The organism is Ktedonobacter sp. SOSP1-52 (assembly GCF_016587395.1).
In genome coordinates, this window is record NZ_BNJH01000002.1 from 326,985 (window position 1) to 342,148 (window position 15,164).

Sequence of the window (15,164 nt, forward strand, 5' to 3'; positions counted from 1 at the left end):
TCGCCTTGCGCTCGATAAATCGGGCGCCTATGGGAGGAGGACTGCTTGTCTACAGTGGGCGGGTATGAATCAGGCCTAGCAGGACGCGGATCAGCTCGGCGATGGCATGATAGGAGATGACGAGCAGGATCAGCGGCACCAGGAACATGTGGATACAGCGCCAGGTCTTGAAGATCAGGCGCGCCCGGGTCTGCACCTGGAGCGAGGCAGCGAGGCGTGCATGCTCCGCCAGGGCCGCGTGGGCGCGCTGGAAATCCGCTTGCTCCTGCGCGGGAAGCGCGGGAAGGTCTGTTGGTAGCAGCCCGACACATGCCAGGGCGCGCTCACAGTACTGCTTAAAGGCATCCGACTTCCCCGCATTCAGGCGCTCAATGATATACTCTAGCTCCGAGAGGCGCGCCGGGATGGCCTTGGCGATACCCACACCATTTGTGCTCGCATCCTGGGCAATCATCTTTGTCTGCCAGCTATCCAGCAGACGTCCGACGATTCCACTGAACACGAGAAAAATCAGGCCGTAGAGCGAGGGCAGGGCCAGGTATTTATCCGTGAGGCAGTTCACGCCGCTACACTCAAAGTGCAGGATATAGCGGAAATCGGCGTGGAGTAGGGCCAGCATGATGGAGGCGATCCCCACCCACATATGCGCCCAGACCCAGCTCTGCGCCTTCCAGGGCAGACCATGAAAGAAACGCGCCCGTAGCGAGTACGCGGCAACGCCCAGGATCATGAGATAGGACATCACGCCGCAGCGAAACACCACGTCGAAGAAGGGGCCTTTGAAGAAGCGTGCCTTCTCGTGCAGGAGCAAGAGGTAGAGAATATAGAAGAGCGCGGTATAGCCTGCGGCGAAGAGCAGCCAGTACAAAGCTGCCTTTGACGTCGGAGTGTGCCAGATGCGCGCCACTGCCTTCTTGCTGGGCGTCTTGGTCGAAACAGCCATGGTTAACGCTCCTGAGATGTAGTAAGATTGAGAATGTCTTCGGTGGAACCAAAGAACTGGCCCGGTTGCACGCGGAAGGCCGCGCCCGTCGGGCAAGCCTGCACACAGGCCTGGTTGCTATATCCCGCGCAGAGGTCGCACTTGATCGCCAGTTTTTTTGCGCACTTCGGCGATGGCGTCAGAGCCATCGCCGGGCGTCAGGGGGCCAGGCATCGCGAACTGCTGCGCCATGGGGAGCTGGCGCTTGCCATATTCTCTGCCAACGCCTTTCGAGAAGAAGCGCGTGAAGCGCTCCCAGGTTGAAGAGGGAGCCGCCTCCTGCTCGTTCAGTGAGATAATGGAGATGTTGTCATAGGGGCAGCGCTCGGCGCAAATGCCACAGCCGATACAGCTCTCGGTGATGTAGACCTCACCACTGGGCAGACGTGCAATGCCAGCACGGCTACAAAGCAGGCAGACGGGGTCCTGGCAGTGGCGACAGGCGGTGGCCACACTGATATTGCCTACGACCATACCACGACGGTTCATGCGCGAGTGTCCATGCCTGCGCTCGCACGCCTCCTCACACTTATCACAGTGAACACACTTATCCAGGTCGATGACCAGCACTTCGGTTCCCTCAACGACTCCGCCACCGACCAGGGCGCGCAAGCCAGCCCTGGCCTCCGCCTCGGCCAAGGCCTGCGTCTGTCCGCGTTGGAGAAGGTCACGCGGCCCGATGAAGGTCTGGGCCGCGTCCGCCATCACGCGATACTCCTGCAAGCGATGCATAAAGCGCTGGTTGACCTCGGGATAGCGCGAGAGAATCACGAGCATATCTTCGCGCCGGATCTCCGCCAACCGCACACGGTTAATCGCAGTCGCCGTTACCGCTTTCCCATCGCCGAGCATGTCCAGGCCTCCGGCGAAATAGTCGCCATTCTGGCGGTAGGCAATGATGCGCTCTTTTCCCTGGCCTGGATGAGAACCCGAGGACATGCGCGCCACCTTCACAAAGCCGTCCAGGATGACATGTAGCGCCTCACGAGCCGGCTGCGCCTCCTCCCTATCGGCGAAAAGCACTTCGTCGCGCTCGTAGTTTCTAAAGCGCACTTTACTCGCCAGCCAGCGCATATCCTGGTCCGCAACCCCCTGGAAGAGGGCCATACGCTTGAGGATGCTGACAATCGAGCGGGTATTATGCAGGTTCTCAAAGTAGTGGCGCACCGGGGGCGCGACCTCCATCATGCGCTGGATCACCTGCTCAGGAACCTCAAGCACCATGGCCGTGGTCTGCGCCTTGACGGTGGCAGTCCGCTGCTGGCCCGTTAGCATTCCACGCTCACCCACAAATTCGCCACGCCCAAGCACCGCTATAGGCAGTTCCTGTCCCAAAGGGCCAAGCGTGCTCGTCATGAAGCGCCCTTCGAGGATAAAGTACATCTCTCGGCCATAAGTACGCTCCTGAATGAGGATGGAATCAGGCACCAGTGACAGGAGCTTGGAGCTGCACAACAGGTGTTTGAGGTAATTATCTGGCACCAGTTGCGCATCACCAAACATAGGTTGCTCACGCAGGCGGCTCAGCAGCAGAGGGAGCGTCCACCCCTGGGGGAGATACTCAAGCACCAGGCTCATATCCACGTTACGATCCCAGGAGATTCCCAGGCGCTGTTTGAGCGAGAGCATAAGCAGATCGCGATGGTTGTTGACTGGGCAGACCGGCACACAGGAGCCACACATAACGCACTCCTGCGTAAAACGCGCCACGTGAGGCGCGACCTCATCCGAGATCGTGGCCAGGTTGAGATCGGCGATATTGACCTGCGACGAGAGCGGGAGCGGACATGCCCGCATACAGCGGTCGCAGCCGATACACATATCAATCTCAAAGCGCACCTCACTCTCGGTGAGTGGAGTGAGATGACTGCGATGCTGTACGCCAATCATGGGCAGGGCAGTTGGTTTCTGCATAGACTTTCTCTCAACTCCTTATTGTAGTGAGCCACAACTGGGGCAGAAGCGCGCCTGAGGGGACACGAGTGACGCACCACACTGGCGGCAATACGCCGTCTTCGTCGCGATCCCGGCGCGTACAGGCTCGCTACCTGGCGCTGCTACAGCTTGCATGACGGGTATTCCCTTTCCTCCACTGCGAACAGGCAGCGGTGAGTGTGGCTGCTGATAGTTCAGGAAATAAGCCCTCACATTCCCAAGTTCAATTGCGGCCTCGTGGGTCAGAGGGTAGGCCGACGTAATCTTGTGATGATTCACGCGCACCCCATTGCCACTCTGAAGGTCGCGAATATAAAGACTATCGAGGCCATCGGGTCCAGGGAAAATGGCGGCGTGTTTGCGTGAGATGGACATCTCCTGGAGCCTAATCTCGTTCCCTTGCTCCCGGCCAATGGTGACCTGCCTCTTTAGAGGCAGAGCAAAGACCAGGGGTTGGCCATTAAGTACACATACCAGGGCTGGTCCCTGGCGCAGAGGCGCCACGAGATTCGCAGAAAGGGGTGTAGCCACACCAGGCAATGAGAGGGAACCATCGCTGGCAAGCACTGGTTGTCCCTGGGACAACGCTGGCGCAGGAGCGTGAATCACCGTCTGCTCGCCCGCTCCTGCGATCGCGGACGAGAACGTGGGGATATTCACGGCCGAGCCTGGTGTGGCATTAAAGAAGGCTTGCTTCTGCTCTTTATTGAGCAGAACAGATTCAGCAGGATCAACTGTTTGCTGTTTCAACGCAAATTTCACCGAGCCAAACTGGACCTGGTTCTCTGGCGCAAGTACGGTCAGGCTATTGGGCGCCACTCGCTGTCCATTTACCTGCGTCCCATTCTTACTTCCCAGGTCGCGCAACACATACTGCCCATTGGCGTAGCTAATCTCCGCGTGGCGACGCGAGATCGTATTATGGTTAATGACCAGGCTCGAACCCTCCAGCCGGCCAACGGTAACGACCCGCGTCTGACTGAGATAGGCATCGGTTAGGGGAGGTATGATCGATAGCTGATTCACAGGCACCAGCCGGGCCTCGCGCAGAGTCGGCGCGGTTCCAGGCTTATTAGTGGCGGGCTTCACTTCAGGCACAACCCCGGTCGCGTAAGCCATGCGCTGGACAGCGACCGTACCCTCGCGATTGACCCCAAGCAAGGGGAGCGGTACCCCCTGCGTATCCAACCAGGCCCCCAGGTGAAAATCAGGGGCAAAGAGGCGTGAGGCGACCGGGGAGAGATTGACACTGTGATCGATAGCACGTTTATAGGTCAGCACACTCCTACGGTCACCCAGGGCCACCATCCCCACGGGGACGCCTTGCTTTAAAATAACCTTCTGATAATGGCGAGGTTGGGGATCAGCGACCAGTTCCTGGTAGTTCTTCTCACCCCTGGGAACCGTTGAGATGCCCACCGAGGCGAAATCAAGCCCATAAAGGAAGGTGGCGTTATAAAAGTTGCCGAAGCGGAAGAGATGTTCTGTGTCCAGCAGATCGAGCATACTATACGCGGCGGCCCGCGCCTGCTGCACCGAGGGATACCACTGCCCGATCACACGTGCCTTGCCCGTAATGGGATCAGCGGTCTCAATCAGGTCGCCTGCCGCAAAAATATCTGGCACATTGGTACGCATCGCGCCATCAACCTTGACCCCACGCCCACAGGCGATGCCCGCGCTCTTCACAAAGTCGATAATTGGCTCAATGCCAATGCCCAGCAAGACGATCTCGCAAGGTATATGTTGCCCCGTCGTCGTGATTACACCGGTCACCTGCCCATTTTGCCCACAGACCTCGGCGATCTCCTGCTCGGTGCGCACATCAACGCCCTCACGCCTCTCCTGTTGTAGAACCAGGTCGGAGGCCACGGGGTCCAGCACCTCTGACCAGAGGGTACGTCGGCGCAAGAGGTGCGTTACCTCGTACCCACGATGGCGCAACGTCTCGATAGATTCAAGTGCCAGCGTCCCGCTCCCCACCACCACGATACGGCGCGCGTTGTTCAGCCGCGCCAGCACGCGCTGGTAGTCGGCGACAGTGCGCAACGTCGTGACACCCGCCAGGTCGACGCCAGGGCAGGTCAGCGAGGTCGCACGCGCGCCATGCGCCAGTAGTAAGCGCGAGTAGGCAAGCGTCGCCCCGCTGCGTAGCGCCAGAGTGTGCTCTCCTGGCCGGATAGCCATGACGCGGTCGGTCACAAAGCGAATGTGACGATCGGGATAGAAACTGATGGGGCGTGCCCAGAGCTTCTCCTCACGAATTTTGCCGCCCAGGTAGTCCTTGAGCGCGGGGCGGTAGAAGACGGGAGTCGGCTCCTCCGCAACCACAGTAATCTCTGCGGCCCTATCTTCCGCGCGTATGACCTCCGCGGCGGTCGCGCCCGCAATTCCATTTCCAATGATGACATATGCTTGCTGCGTTGCCATTACGTCCCCTGATACAAGTAGTAGAACCAACGCGAACGATAAATGACGGTATAAAAAAGTGTAACTCCTTATAAAACCACATTATAAACGGCAACAGAAGACCTTTTTGGGCATCATTTTCAGTAAAGGGGAATGATTTGGGAGGCCCTGATTGCTGCAGGCAATCAGGGCCTCCCAAATCATTCCCCGCTGAATTACTGGAAGTGGGGTGCGACCTGCTCGTTGAAGTAGTGCAGGGTCTGGAGGTTGGAAATGCGGAAGATAAAATGCGTGACGCCAATGGCCTGGAATTGCTCCAACTCCTGGCGTATCTCGCTCGCGTTGCCAGCGATGTAGTGCTTCTGCGGGTGACGCTGTACCTGGGCAGGATCAGCGGAGGCGCTCAGCGTCCCCAGGTAGGTTAGCTTAATCTCGTCGGGATTACGTCCGATGCGCTCGCAATGCTGGCGCAGGATCGCCAGCTTACGCGCATATTCCTCGACGGGGCAGGAATTGAAGTTCCACCAGTCCGCGTGGCGCGCCACAATTGCCAGCGTGCGCTGCTCCCCACCACCTCCAATCAGAATGGGAATGGACGGCTCAGGCCGAGGCGCGCAATAGGCATCCTGTAAATGATAGAATGTGCCCTCGAAGCTAGCAGGCTGTGACTGCCAGAGCGCGCGCAGGATATTTACCGTATCCTCCAGCTGGCCCATGCGCTCCTTGACGGAGGGGAAGGGATACCCATACGTGCGGTATTCATCCTCCTTCCAGCCGGCACCCACGCCCAGAATCAGGCGCCCACCGGTCAAGGCCTGGATATTGGCCGCCATCTTCGCCAGCAGGGCGGGATTGCGGTAGGATTGGGAGAGGACCAGCGTGCCAACCTTGAAGCGCTGGTACTGCGCGGCCAGGTACGTCAGCGTCGTCAAGGCCTCCAGGTGGTCGTTCGCCCCCACCTGAAGATGATCCTCCAGCCAGAGCGTCGTAAAGGCGGGAGAGAGCGCCTCGATACAATGCTGGTTATACTGCATTAAATCCTGAAAAGAGTCCCCAGGATTGGTCGGACGCAACATCAAACCAAAATCAACCTGTGCCAAAATACACCTCCAAAAGCTAAGATATATACCCTCTAATCATTATGCAACACGCCTCTGGAAGAGAACAGCTGGGGGCTGTGTGCCATAAGCACATAGCCCCCAGCTGTTCTCTTCCACTCTCTTTTACCAGCGGGAGTGGACGCTGGCGCGGAAGCGCCGATCATAGAGTTCCTGGATGCGTTTCATGGTCTCATCGCTCAGTGCGGGGAGTTCTGAGGCAGCAGTGTTATCCTGCGCCTGTTGTGGATTCTTCGCCCCAGCGATTACTGTCGAGACCTCGGGGAACATCAAGATCCAGCGCAGGGCGAACTGCGCCATAGTCGTTCCTTCGGGAACCAGGTCCCGTAGCTCTTCAACCGCCTTCAGGCCCTCCTCATAGTCCACCCCGGAGAAGGTCTCGCCCTGGTCAAAAGCCTCGCCATGACGGTTATAATTGCGGTGGTCGCTCGTGGAGAACTGGCTCTGCACACTAAACTTGCCCGTCAAGAGTCCGCTGGCCAGGGGGACACGTACAATGACGCCAACGTTGCGCTCCCGTGCCGCCGCGAAGAACTGCTCGGCGGGCTTGAGGCGGAACATATTAAAGATGATCTGCACGCTCTTGACGTTGGAATATTGTATGGCTTTAAGTGCCTCTTCCACCTTCTCGACACTGACACCATAGTTGCGGATCTTGCCTTGCTGCTGCAAATCATCGAGGATCGCAAATACCTCGGGCATAGCGTAGACCTCAGAGGGTGGGCAGTGCAGTTGCACCAGGTCCAGGGCCTCAACGTCGAGATTGCGCAGGCTACGCTCAATAAATCCTGCCAGGTTCTGGCGATTGTTGTACCCTTCAGCCGTGTGGGGATTGAGGCGACGACCCGCCTTCGTCACAATAATAAGCTCTTCTTTGCGCGCTTTGCGCACCTGGGCAATCAGTTGCTCGGAATGGCCATCACCATAGACATCGGCGGTATCAATGAAGTTCACGCCCAGGTCAATAGCCTTATTGAGAGCCGCAAGCGCGGCGGTATCGTCTTGCTGTCCCCAGGCATCTCCGCCAATTCCCCAGGCCCCAAAGCCAATCTCAGAGACATTCCAGCCAGTTCGTCCAAATGAACGGTATCGCATATATACACAACCTCTCTTCTCAACAGAGAATTTTCATACGAATTTTTATGAAAGACGTGAAAGACGCACAACGCTATCTTTTAGCTAGTACGCACAACAGGACCGCTACAGTGACGCCGTCCTCTTAGATTACCGCACCCATAAACCATTCTGCAAACAAACAGTTTTTTTCCACACATAAAGAGAGGGGACGCGACATGGCTCTTGTCGCGTCCCCTCTCGAAATAAAGAGAAACCTAAGCGGGAAACTGAATCTGCCAGACCTGAATAGAGCCATCGGCATCGCCACAGGCCAGCAGCGAACCACCTGGCGACCAGGCCACCACGTGCACGGGAGGGTGCTTACTACTGTAAGCAAAGACACAGGCTCCTGTGCGCACATCCCAGATACGCACGCTCCCATCGGCGCTCGAAGAGGCCAGGAGTTTGCCATCGTGTGACCAGGAGAGCGAGAGAATCTTCTGCGTGTGTCCACTGAAGAGCAGTTTATCCCGGCCCGTGTTGGTATTCCAGTAGTGGATAACCTGCTCCTCTCCGCCTGAAGCCATATAGCTATTCCCAGGCGCCCAGGCCAGGGCCTGCACACTAGCAAACGAGGGGTCGCTAAAGATGCGCCCATGATGCCGTGGCGTGTTGACATGCCAGATCTGTACGCCCCCATCCTCGCTGGCTACGGCGACACAGGTGCCATCAGGAGACCAGGTGAGCGCGGCCACATCTTTATCCTGAGGTTTAAAGGTCACGTGCTGCGTTCCCGACATGGCTTCCCAGACACGGACCAGGCCATCTGGTCCATCCACCGAGGCAAGACGCTGGCCATCGGAGGACCAGGCCAGGGCCTTCACCGGTTGCGTATGCGCCTGGAAGGCATGCATGATAGCACCCCTGGTCGCGCTCCACACATGAACCTGTGGATCATAGCCCGCCGAGGCAATCAATAGCCCTCTGGGTGACCAGGCCACGGTATGCACACCCGTCCGGTGCCCACCGTAGGAGAGGATAACCTTTCCCGTAGAGGCGTCCCAGACGCGAGCCTGCATATCATTCCCGCCCGAGACAAGCCGGCGCCCATCATAAGACCAGGAAAGACTCCGAACTGCGCCATGGTTCGCGCGCGCCGTCCAGATTACTCTTCCCGCCGCCTTCACCTCCGCCGGGGCTTCCGGCACATCTACGGCAACACCATCTGGTGTCGAGAGGGGAGATAAAGGGGTAGTCATCTGGCCAGCGGGGGCAACCGCCACCCGCTGTGGGAAGGAGCGCAGCGGCCCAGAGGAGGGACGCGCACGAAACGCCTCTTCAAGCGCACTCGCGAAGGCTTGCATGCTTTTGAAACGCTGGTGTGGCTCCCGCGCCAGCGCGGTCATGACCACCTGCTCAACTTCGGTCGACACGCTGGGGACCTTCGCCCGCAATGGAGGCAACAGCGAGCCATACTGAAACAGGCGCGTGCTAAGCGGATCATAAGTCGGACGCTCACCCGTAAACCATTCATAAATGATCAGTCCTAAGGCATACTGGTCACTGGTCTGACGAGCCACGCCCTGATATTGCTCGGGGGCCATGTAGAGCGAGTTCTCTGGGGAACGAACCGTAAATATTCCCAGAGGAAGAAAGAAGTCACTCAACAGTACATTGCCTTGCTTATCAAGCAGCATATTCTCTGGCTTAATAAACTGGTGCAGATAGTTTTCGCTATGTGCATAGTGCAAGGCCTCAGAAATCTGCCTGGCATACGCCAGAATGCGTTGCGCAGAGAGACGCGTCCCTTCGGGATGGCGACGACGCAAACTCCCATTGAGGGCAACCTCCATGACCAGGTAGGGAACATTCCATTCGACACCATAATCACGCACACGCATAATATGGGGATGGCTCAGGTTCGCGATTCGACGAGCCGAACGCGAGAATTTTTCAATTTCTTCCTGAGCAAGGCGCGCCCGTAACATTTTGATAGCCACAGGCGCTTGAGAAGGAAGATGCTCTGCAACAAATACCTGAGCATGCGGTCCCTCCCCGACAATATGGGTTAAACGATAGTGGCCTATCTGTTGTCCCGCACGATACAGCATGAAATAAGTCCTTTGGGGGCGATGTAATCCTAAATATCCATGTAACTGATTATAGAGAAGTTGCTTTTTCACGTCAATGCAAAGCCTGCTCGCTCACTTAAAAAGAGCCTCACCGTCATCCCCATAAGGCAATTGCGCAACACACATCTTGAAATAACATGAAGCACAAACCTCGCTCCTGCGCCTGCTGCACAAGCACCAGATAAGCTCAAGAGCGAACAACGGTCTCTTGTGCAGCATAAAGAGGTATTCACAAAAGAGGCTATAATCACCTAGCCTATTTTGGGGGTGCGATTCTACCAATCAAGCGCCAATAGCCAGAATGTCGAAGCAGCAGGAACTTACAGGCTGTCAGGATATTTCTGCTGAACACACTGCATAATCTTCTCCCGCGTTTCTGAGGGCTGCAAGCCAGTATTATCAATAACCACATCCCAACGCCGGGTAAAGTCCTCCTGCTCAGTCTCACAATAAAAATCTTTGATGAAAGCATCCAGCTCACGACACGTCTCTGGATCTTTATTGCTCCGTTGGTGATCGATCCAGGACAAGCCACCCGCCTGTGCACCCACCTGGAAGCGCTCGCCAGCTCTACAATGCCATTCTCTCCGAAGGGTAGCGTAAGGGCAAGCCGCATCCCGGATGCGGCTTGCCCTTCCTCGCACGTATAAGGCCGAATGAGCAGCCAGATAAGCTGGAGTTTCGCTACTGTCTCCTGCGTCGCGAGTAGTTAGAGTTCACGATATTCGCCTTCTATGGTTCCCGGCTCGCTACTAGAACTGGTCTGTGCTCTCGCTTCAGTGGCTTGACTACCAGCCGGAGCGCCTGTATAGCTGGCAATCTCCTGCTGCATGCGCTGAGCGGTGCTCTCCAATTCAGCCATGGTGCTTTGCACACGCGCTGTATCACTCCCGGTCAGCGCGTCACGTACGGCCTTGATCCGATTCTCCGCTTCACTACGCACATCGGGTGAGAGTTTCTCAGTGTTCTCCCGGAGAATCCGTTCTGCCTGGTAGGCTACACTGGAGGCATTGTTGCGTATCTCGATCTCCTGGCGGCGCTGGCGATCTTCCTGAGCGTGCTGCTCCGCTTCACGCACCATGCGGTCGACATCACTTTGCGAGAGACCACTGGAAGCCGTAATAGTTATCTTTTGCTCACGGCCCGTGGCCTTGTCGCGCGCGGTCACGTTGAGAATGCCGTTGGCGTCAATATCGAAGGTGACTTCGATTTGTGGCATGCCACGCGGCGCGGGACTGATACCCTCCAGGCGGAAATGTCCCAGGCTCTTGTTATCGCGCGCCAGCTCACGTTCACCCTGGAGTACATGGACATCTACCGCTGATTGATTATCCTCGGCTGTGCTGAAGGTCTCGCTCTTGCGTGTAGGAATGGTCGTGTTGCGCTCAATGAGCTTGGTTGTCACTCCACCCAATGTCTCGACGCCAAGTGAGAGCGGGGTGACATCCAGGAGCAAGACATCCTTAACCTCGCCTCCCAGCACACCTCCCTGGATAGCCGCGCCAATGGCGACCACCTCATCGGGATTAACGCCCTTGTGCGGGTCCTTGCCGAAAATGTTTTTGACAAACTCAACTACGGCTGGCATACGAGTTTGTCCACCTACCAGCACATCCTCGTTGACGTCGCTTGGCTTGACCTGCGCATCCTCCAAGGCACGCATGACTGGGCCGCGCGTGCGCTCGATCAGGTCGCCCACCAGTTGCTCTAGCTTGGCACGTGTAAGTGTCATCACAAGGTGCCTTGGCCCACTGGGATCAGCCGTGATAAAGGGGAGGTTAATATCGGTTTGGGTCGATGAGGAGAGCTCGATCTTGGCTCGCTCGGCCGCTTCTTTCAGGCGTTGGAGCGCCATGCGATCGTTGCGTAAATCAATGCCCTGATCCTTGCGAAACTCGTCAGCAAGCCAATCCACAATCCGCTGGTCAAAGTCGTCGCCACCCAGGTGTGTATCGCCATTGGTGGCCTTGACTTCAATGACACCCTCCCCCAGTTGCAGGACGGAGATATCAAAGGTGCCACCACCAAGGTCATAGACGCCAATCAGCTCGTCATGCCTCTTGTCCAGCCCATAGGCAAGTGAGGCCGCGGTTGGCTCATTAATGATGCGTAAGACTTCAAGTCCTGCGATAGTACCCGCGTCTTTCGTGGCCTGGCGCTGTGAGTCGTTGAAGTAGGCTGGGACAGTGATGACGGCCTGCGTAATGCGCTCCCCCAATTTGTCTTCCGCATCGACTTTCAGCTTTTGGAGGATCATAGCCGAAATTTCTGGCGGACTATACTCACGCCCTCCCATCACGACGCGGACATCACCGTTCGCAGCGCCTGTAATCTTGTAGGGAACCATTTTTATTGTACGCTGTACCTCGGGATCGTCGAACTTACGCCCCATGAGACGCTTAATGGAGAAGACGGTATTTTCCGGGTTGGTCACGGCCTGGCGTTTGGCTACCTGACCCACCAGGCGCTCGCCATTCTTTGTAATCGCAACGATAGAGGGTGTAATCCGCCCGCCCTCCCTGTTCTCAATGACGGTGGGTTCACCCGCCTCCATAATTGACATGACTGAGTTTGTTGTTCCCAGGTCTATACCGAGTACCTTTGCCATTGTTGCCCCTCTCTCTCGTAGTGTGTCCACGGCTCCTCTCGACAAGGAGCCCGAGCACGTATATGGCTTGCTCACGTGGACTGTCGAATGCCAGAGGCTGCTTCTTTACCTGGCACCCTCGACTCCTATGAGGCGTTGTCGCAACTCATTCGGCTTGCGTTTGCCTGTTGTTAGGATCAGTCTTTTCTTGCTCCGTGGGCGTTTCGCGTTGTGGAGAGGCTCCCGCGACACTCACCCTGGCTGGACGAATGACATGCTCTTCGATGATGTACCCTTGTTGGAGTACATCGAGAATAGTCCCTTCTGGCACATCTGCATGGGTCTCGGTCGTGATGGTCTCATGCCAGCGTGGGTTGAATTGTTCGCCAATGGCACCCACACGTTGCACCCCCAGTTGGTCAAGCATGGACTCAAGTCTGCGCGCTACCAAAAACAGACCCTGCACCCAGGAATGCGGACACATCTCCGCTGGTGCCGAGCGCAACGCCAGCTCAAGATCATCGAGGACAGGCAACAGGTGATAGAGTAGGCTGCTCTGGGCTGTGATGCGTCCCTCAAGCTGTTCCTTACCCATGCGGCGACGATAATTGACGAACTCCGCCTGAGTTCTACGCAGTTGATCCAGGTATTCTTCCGCTTTGCGTTGCTCTTCCTGTACCGCTTCGCTCTGGGGAACTGACTGGATGGCTGTAGTCGCTTCCGGCGGAGTCTGCTGTTGCTCTGGTTGACCCTGTTGGGTTGACTGGGTGGCTGTCGTGGTGCCAGTTGTGGCCTTCTGTTGTTCTGGGTTGTTTGACTGCATAGCATAACCCTCTTCTTTTGAGCACTGTTTTTTACGCGTATCAGCAGCATCGTGCAAAACAACAAGCTATGAAAAGCAATCGTGAACACTGCGTGTAGCTTTTGTCATTGAGGGTCTTATGAGAGGGAACTTGCGTCACGACGATGCATTGAAAACAAGAGGGCAACAACGATCGCCTTTATAGTTCCTCAGACTAAGACCTGCATCAATTGGCTGATCAATATCGCTTATAACCCTACCATTATCCAGTTCGCGCCATCATACGAAAGATAGCATGAAAAGAAAAATTTCTCTATAAATTATTGCCAGTAGTAACACAAATAAAGTATCTAAATGTTCTGGTCTGCAAACCCATGATTCACTATTGAGGCATGCATTGGGGTTAGGAATGCATACGCTGAGAGCGCTTAAAAGGGAATTGAGGATTGTTGCAAACACTCCTTTCATAATCCAGGCGGCGCGGATACCCTTGCGTTTCAACCAGGGGAGGAAGCGCCGCCACCTCCGGTACTTTACAAGGTGTAGAACATTTATTATACTGATGGGCATGGATGCATAGCATAGCACATCACAGTACAGTACACATGGTACCTACAAGCTGGTTTCCCATATTGTCACGAGAAAGCGGACGACATGAAGCAGATCATCACCGCCAAACTGAAACTGCTGCCCACGCCAGAGCAGGTTGAGGCCCTGCGCCGCACGCAATTGGCGTATCGTGACGCCCTCAACGCGGTGAGTCAGTATGCCTTTGAGCATGGAAAAACCAGCAGTGTCACGAAACTGCATAAAGGCATGTATGCCGAGCTACGCACGCGCTATCTTCTGCCCTCGCAACTGCCTTGTAGCGTGGAGCGGCAGGTCGCCGCCACGTACAAGGGCCTGTGGACCAAGCTCAAGAAGAATAGTGAGCATCGTCGTGCCAAAATCACCAAGAAACGCTTTAAGGGGTTAGATCAGCCACCACACTACAGCTCTCCGAGCATACAGTACACCTATGAACGCGACTACACTTTTCAGCGAGAGAGCCAGGTCAGCATCGGCACACTTAACGGACGTATCAGCATACCCTACCAGGGATACAACAAGCACACGGCGCTCATTCAAGAGGGGAGCACCATTGGCGATGCCAAACTCTGGTATGATCGTCCAAAGAAGCAGTTCTACCTGCTTGTGTCCCTCTCCATAGAGGTGTCTGATCCCACTCCTGCACAACTCCAAGAGGTCGTGGGGGTGGACGTGGGCATTCGCTACCTGGCCGTGACCTCGACAACAACAGGAAAAGCCAGCTTTCACCCTGGGAAACGAGTCCGACACCAGGCCAACCATTACGCACGACTCCGCAAACATTTGCAGCAAAAAGGCACTCGTGGCGCGAAACGCCGATTGAGAAGCATCGAGCAACGAGAGAGACGGTTAAAATTGCAAGCCAATCATACCCTCGCGAAACAGATCATCGCACAGCACCCACATACGCTCATGGGACTGGAGCACCTGACAGATATTCGAGAACACACCAAGCGCCGCAAGCGCAAGAAGAACGGCAAAGGCTATGAGCCAGTCTCGCCAAAGGCCCGCAAAGCCAATCGGGTCTACTCGCAGTGGTCCTTTGCCGAACTGCACATGCTTCTGAGCTACAAGGCCGCGCTTGCCGGGTCACTCGCCGTCAAGGTGGATGCAAACTATACCTCAAAAGCCTGTCCGAGGTGTGGGCATACGTCCGAGAAGAACCGCCCTCAGAAAGGGTTGCTCTTTGTGTGCCAGCAGTGTCATTACTGTCTGCATGCTGATCTGGTTGGCGCGAGGAACATCACCATGAGAGCGCTCCTGGTCCGGCAGGACGGGATCAGGACGGGATGTTTGTCACTCATCCCTGATACATCGGACAAAGAAGCCAAAGCGGTACGTCTGCGAAGATATGCCGAGTTGCGGTGGAGTCCAGATGTAACCACAAGCCTCCGGTCAGAGACCGGAGGTAGTTGACTGAGGTACACTTCTAAAAGTGCATCTATATCTTTACAAACACCAATGGCGCTTATTTTGCATCTCTTGCGAATGTAAAAGTCTTTCACAACAAAGCTCCGTCTCATTTAGATGAGATGGGGAGAAAAGTCTCTTGAAG

Annotated in this window: 10 protein-coding genes; 1 reads left to right on the top strand and 9 read right to left on the bottom strand. The window is 56.1% G+C overall.

The features are described 5' to 3' along the window. Positions 1-49: 49 nt before the first annotated feature. The 9 genes from JMJ16_RS17125 to JMJ16_RS17165 form a co-directional block, all read right to left on the bottom strand. Entirely contained in the window at positions 50-943 is an 894-nt protein-coding gene (locus tag JMJ16_RS17125; protein WP_201383417.1) for a hypothetical protein, read from the bottom strand. Positions 944-1,060: 117 nt separating this feature from the next. Then, positions 1,061-2,896 carry a cyclic nucleotide-binding domain-containing protein gene (locus tag JMJ16_RS17130; RefSeq protein WP_236601603.1) on the bottom strand — a complete coding sequence of 612 codons (1,836 nt, stop codon included), beginning with the start codon at positions 2,894-2,896 and terminating at the stop codon, positions 1,061-1,063. An 18-nt stretch (positions 2,897-2,914) separates the two neighbouring features. Further along, entirely contained in the window at positions 2,915-5,347 is a 2,433-nt protein-coding gene (locus JMJ16_RS17135; protein WP_201383419.1) for an FAD-dependent oxidoreductase, read from the bottom strand. A gap of 194 nt (positions 5,348-5,541) precedes the next feature. Continuing rightward, the gene (locus tag JMJ16_RS17140) at positions 5,542-6,426 is read right to left on the bottom strand and encodes an LLM class flavin-dependent oxidoreductase (RefSeq protein ID WP_201383421.1); all 885 of its coding nucleotides are present in this window, start codon (positions 6,424-6,426) and stop codon (positions 5,542-5,544) included. Between the two features lie 123 nt (positions 6,427-6,549). Next, the gene (locus tag JMJ16_RS17145) at positions 6,550-7,539 is read right to left on the bottom strand and encodes an aldo/keto reductase (RefSeq protein WP_201383423.1); all 990 of its coding nucleotides are present in this window, start codon (positions 7,537-7,539) and stop codon (positions 6,550-6,552) included. 236 nt (positions 7,540-7,775) lie between these two features. Beyond that, on the bottom strand, positions 7,776-9,611 hold the full coding sequence (locus JMJ16_RS17150; protein WP_201383425.1) for a serine/threonine-protein kinase: 1,836 nt from the start codon (positions 9,609-9,611) through the stop codon (positions 7,776-7,778). Positions 9,612-9,952: 341 nt separating this feature from the next. Then, positions 9,953-10,162, bottom strand: coding sequence for a hypothetical protein (locus tag JMJ16_RS17155; protein WP_236601604.1), 210 nt, complete (start codon positions 10,160-10,162; stop codon positions 9,953-9,955). 179 nt (positions 10,163-10,341) lie between these two features. Next, positions 10,342-12,240, bottom strand: coding sequence for a molecular chaperone DnaK (dnaK, locus tag JMJ16_RS17160; RefSeq protein WP_201383429.1), 1,899 nt, complete (start codon positions 12,238-12,240; stop codon positions 10,342-10,344). Between the two features lie 145 nt (positions 12,241-12,385). Then, positions 12,386-13,042, bottom strand: coding sequence for a nucleotide exchange factor GrpE (locus tag JMJ16_RS17165; RefSeq protein WP_201383431.1), 657 nt, complete (start codon positions 13,040-13,042; stop codon positions 12,386-12,388). 633 nt (positions 13,043-13,675) lie between these two features. Between JMJ16_RS17165 and JMJ16_RS17170 the strand changes: the two genes are divergently transcribed. Next, on the top strand, positions 13,676-15,025 hold the full coding sequence (locus tag JMJ16_RS17170; RefSeq protein WP_201383433.1) for an RNA-guided endonuclease TnpB family protein: 1,350 nt from the start codon (positions 13,676-13,678) through the stop codon (positions 15,023-15,025). Positions 15,026-15,164: the final 139 nt, after the last annotated feature.

What these genes read in the sequence shown, in the direction of transcription:
- JMJ16_RS17125 (WP_201383417.1), bottom strand. Translation starts at nt 943, where the DNA reads ATGGCTGTTTCGACCAAGACGCCCAGCAAGAAGGCAGTGGCGCGCATC.
- JMJ16_RS17130 (WP_236601603.1), bottom strand. Translation starts at nt 2,896, where the DNA reads ATGCAGAAACCAACTGCCCTGCCCATGATTGGCGTACAGCATCGCAGT.
- JMJ16_RS17135 (WP_201383419.1), bottom strand. Translation starts at nt 5,347, where the DNA reads ATGGCAACGCAGCAAGCATATGTCATCATTGGAAATGGAATTGCGGGC.
- JMJ16_RS17145 (WP_201383423.1), bottom strand. Translation starts at nt 7,539, where the DNA reads ATGCGATACCGTTCATTTGGACGAACTGGCTGGAATGTCTCTGAGATT.
- JMJ16_RS17150 (WP_201383425.1), bottom strand. Translation starts at nt 9,611, where the DNA reads ATGCTGTATCGTGCGGGACAACAGATAGGCCACTATCGTTTAACCCAT.
- dnaK (WP_201383429.1), bottom strand. Translation starts at nt 12,240, where the DNA reads ATGGCAAAGGTACTCGGTATAGACCTGGGAACAACAAACTCAGTCATG.
- JMJ16_RS17165 (WP_201383431.1), bottom strand. Translation starts at nt 13,042, where the DNA reads ATGCAGTCAAACAACCCAGAACAACAGAAGGCCACAACTGGCACCACG.
- JMJ16_RS17170 (WP_201383433.1), top strand. Translation starts at nt 13,676, where the DNA reads ATGAAGCAGATCATCACCGCCAAACTGAAACTGCTGCCCACGCCAGAG.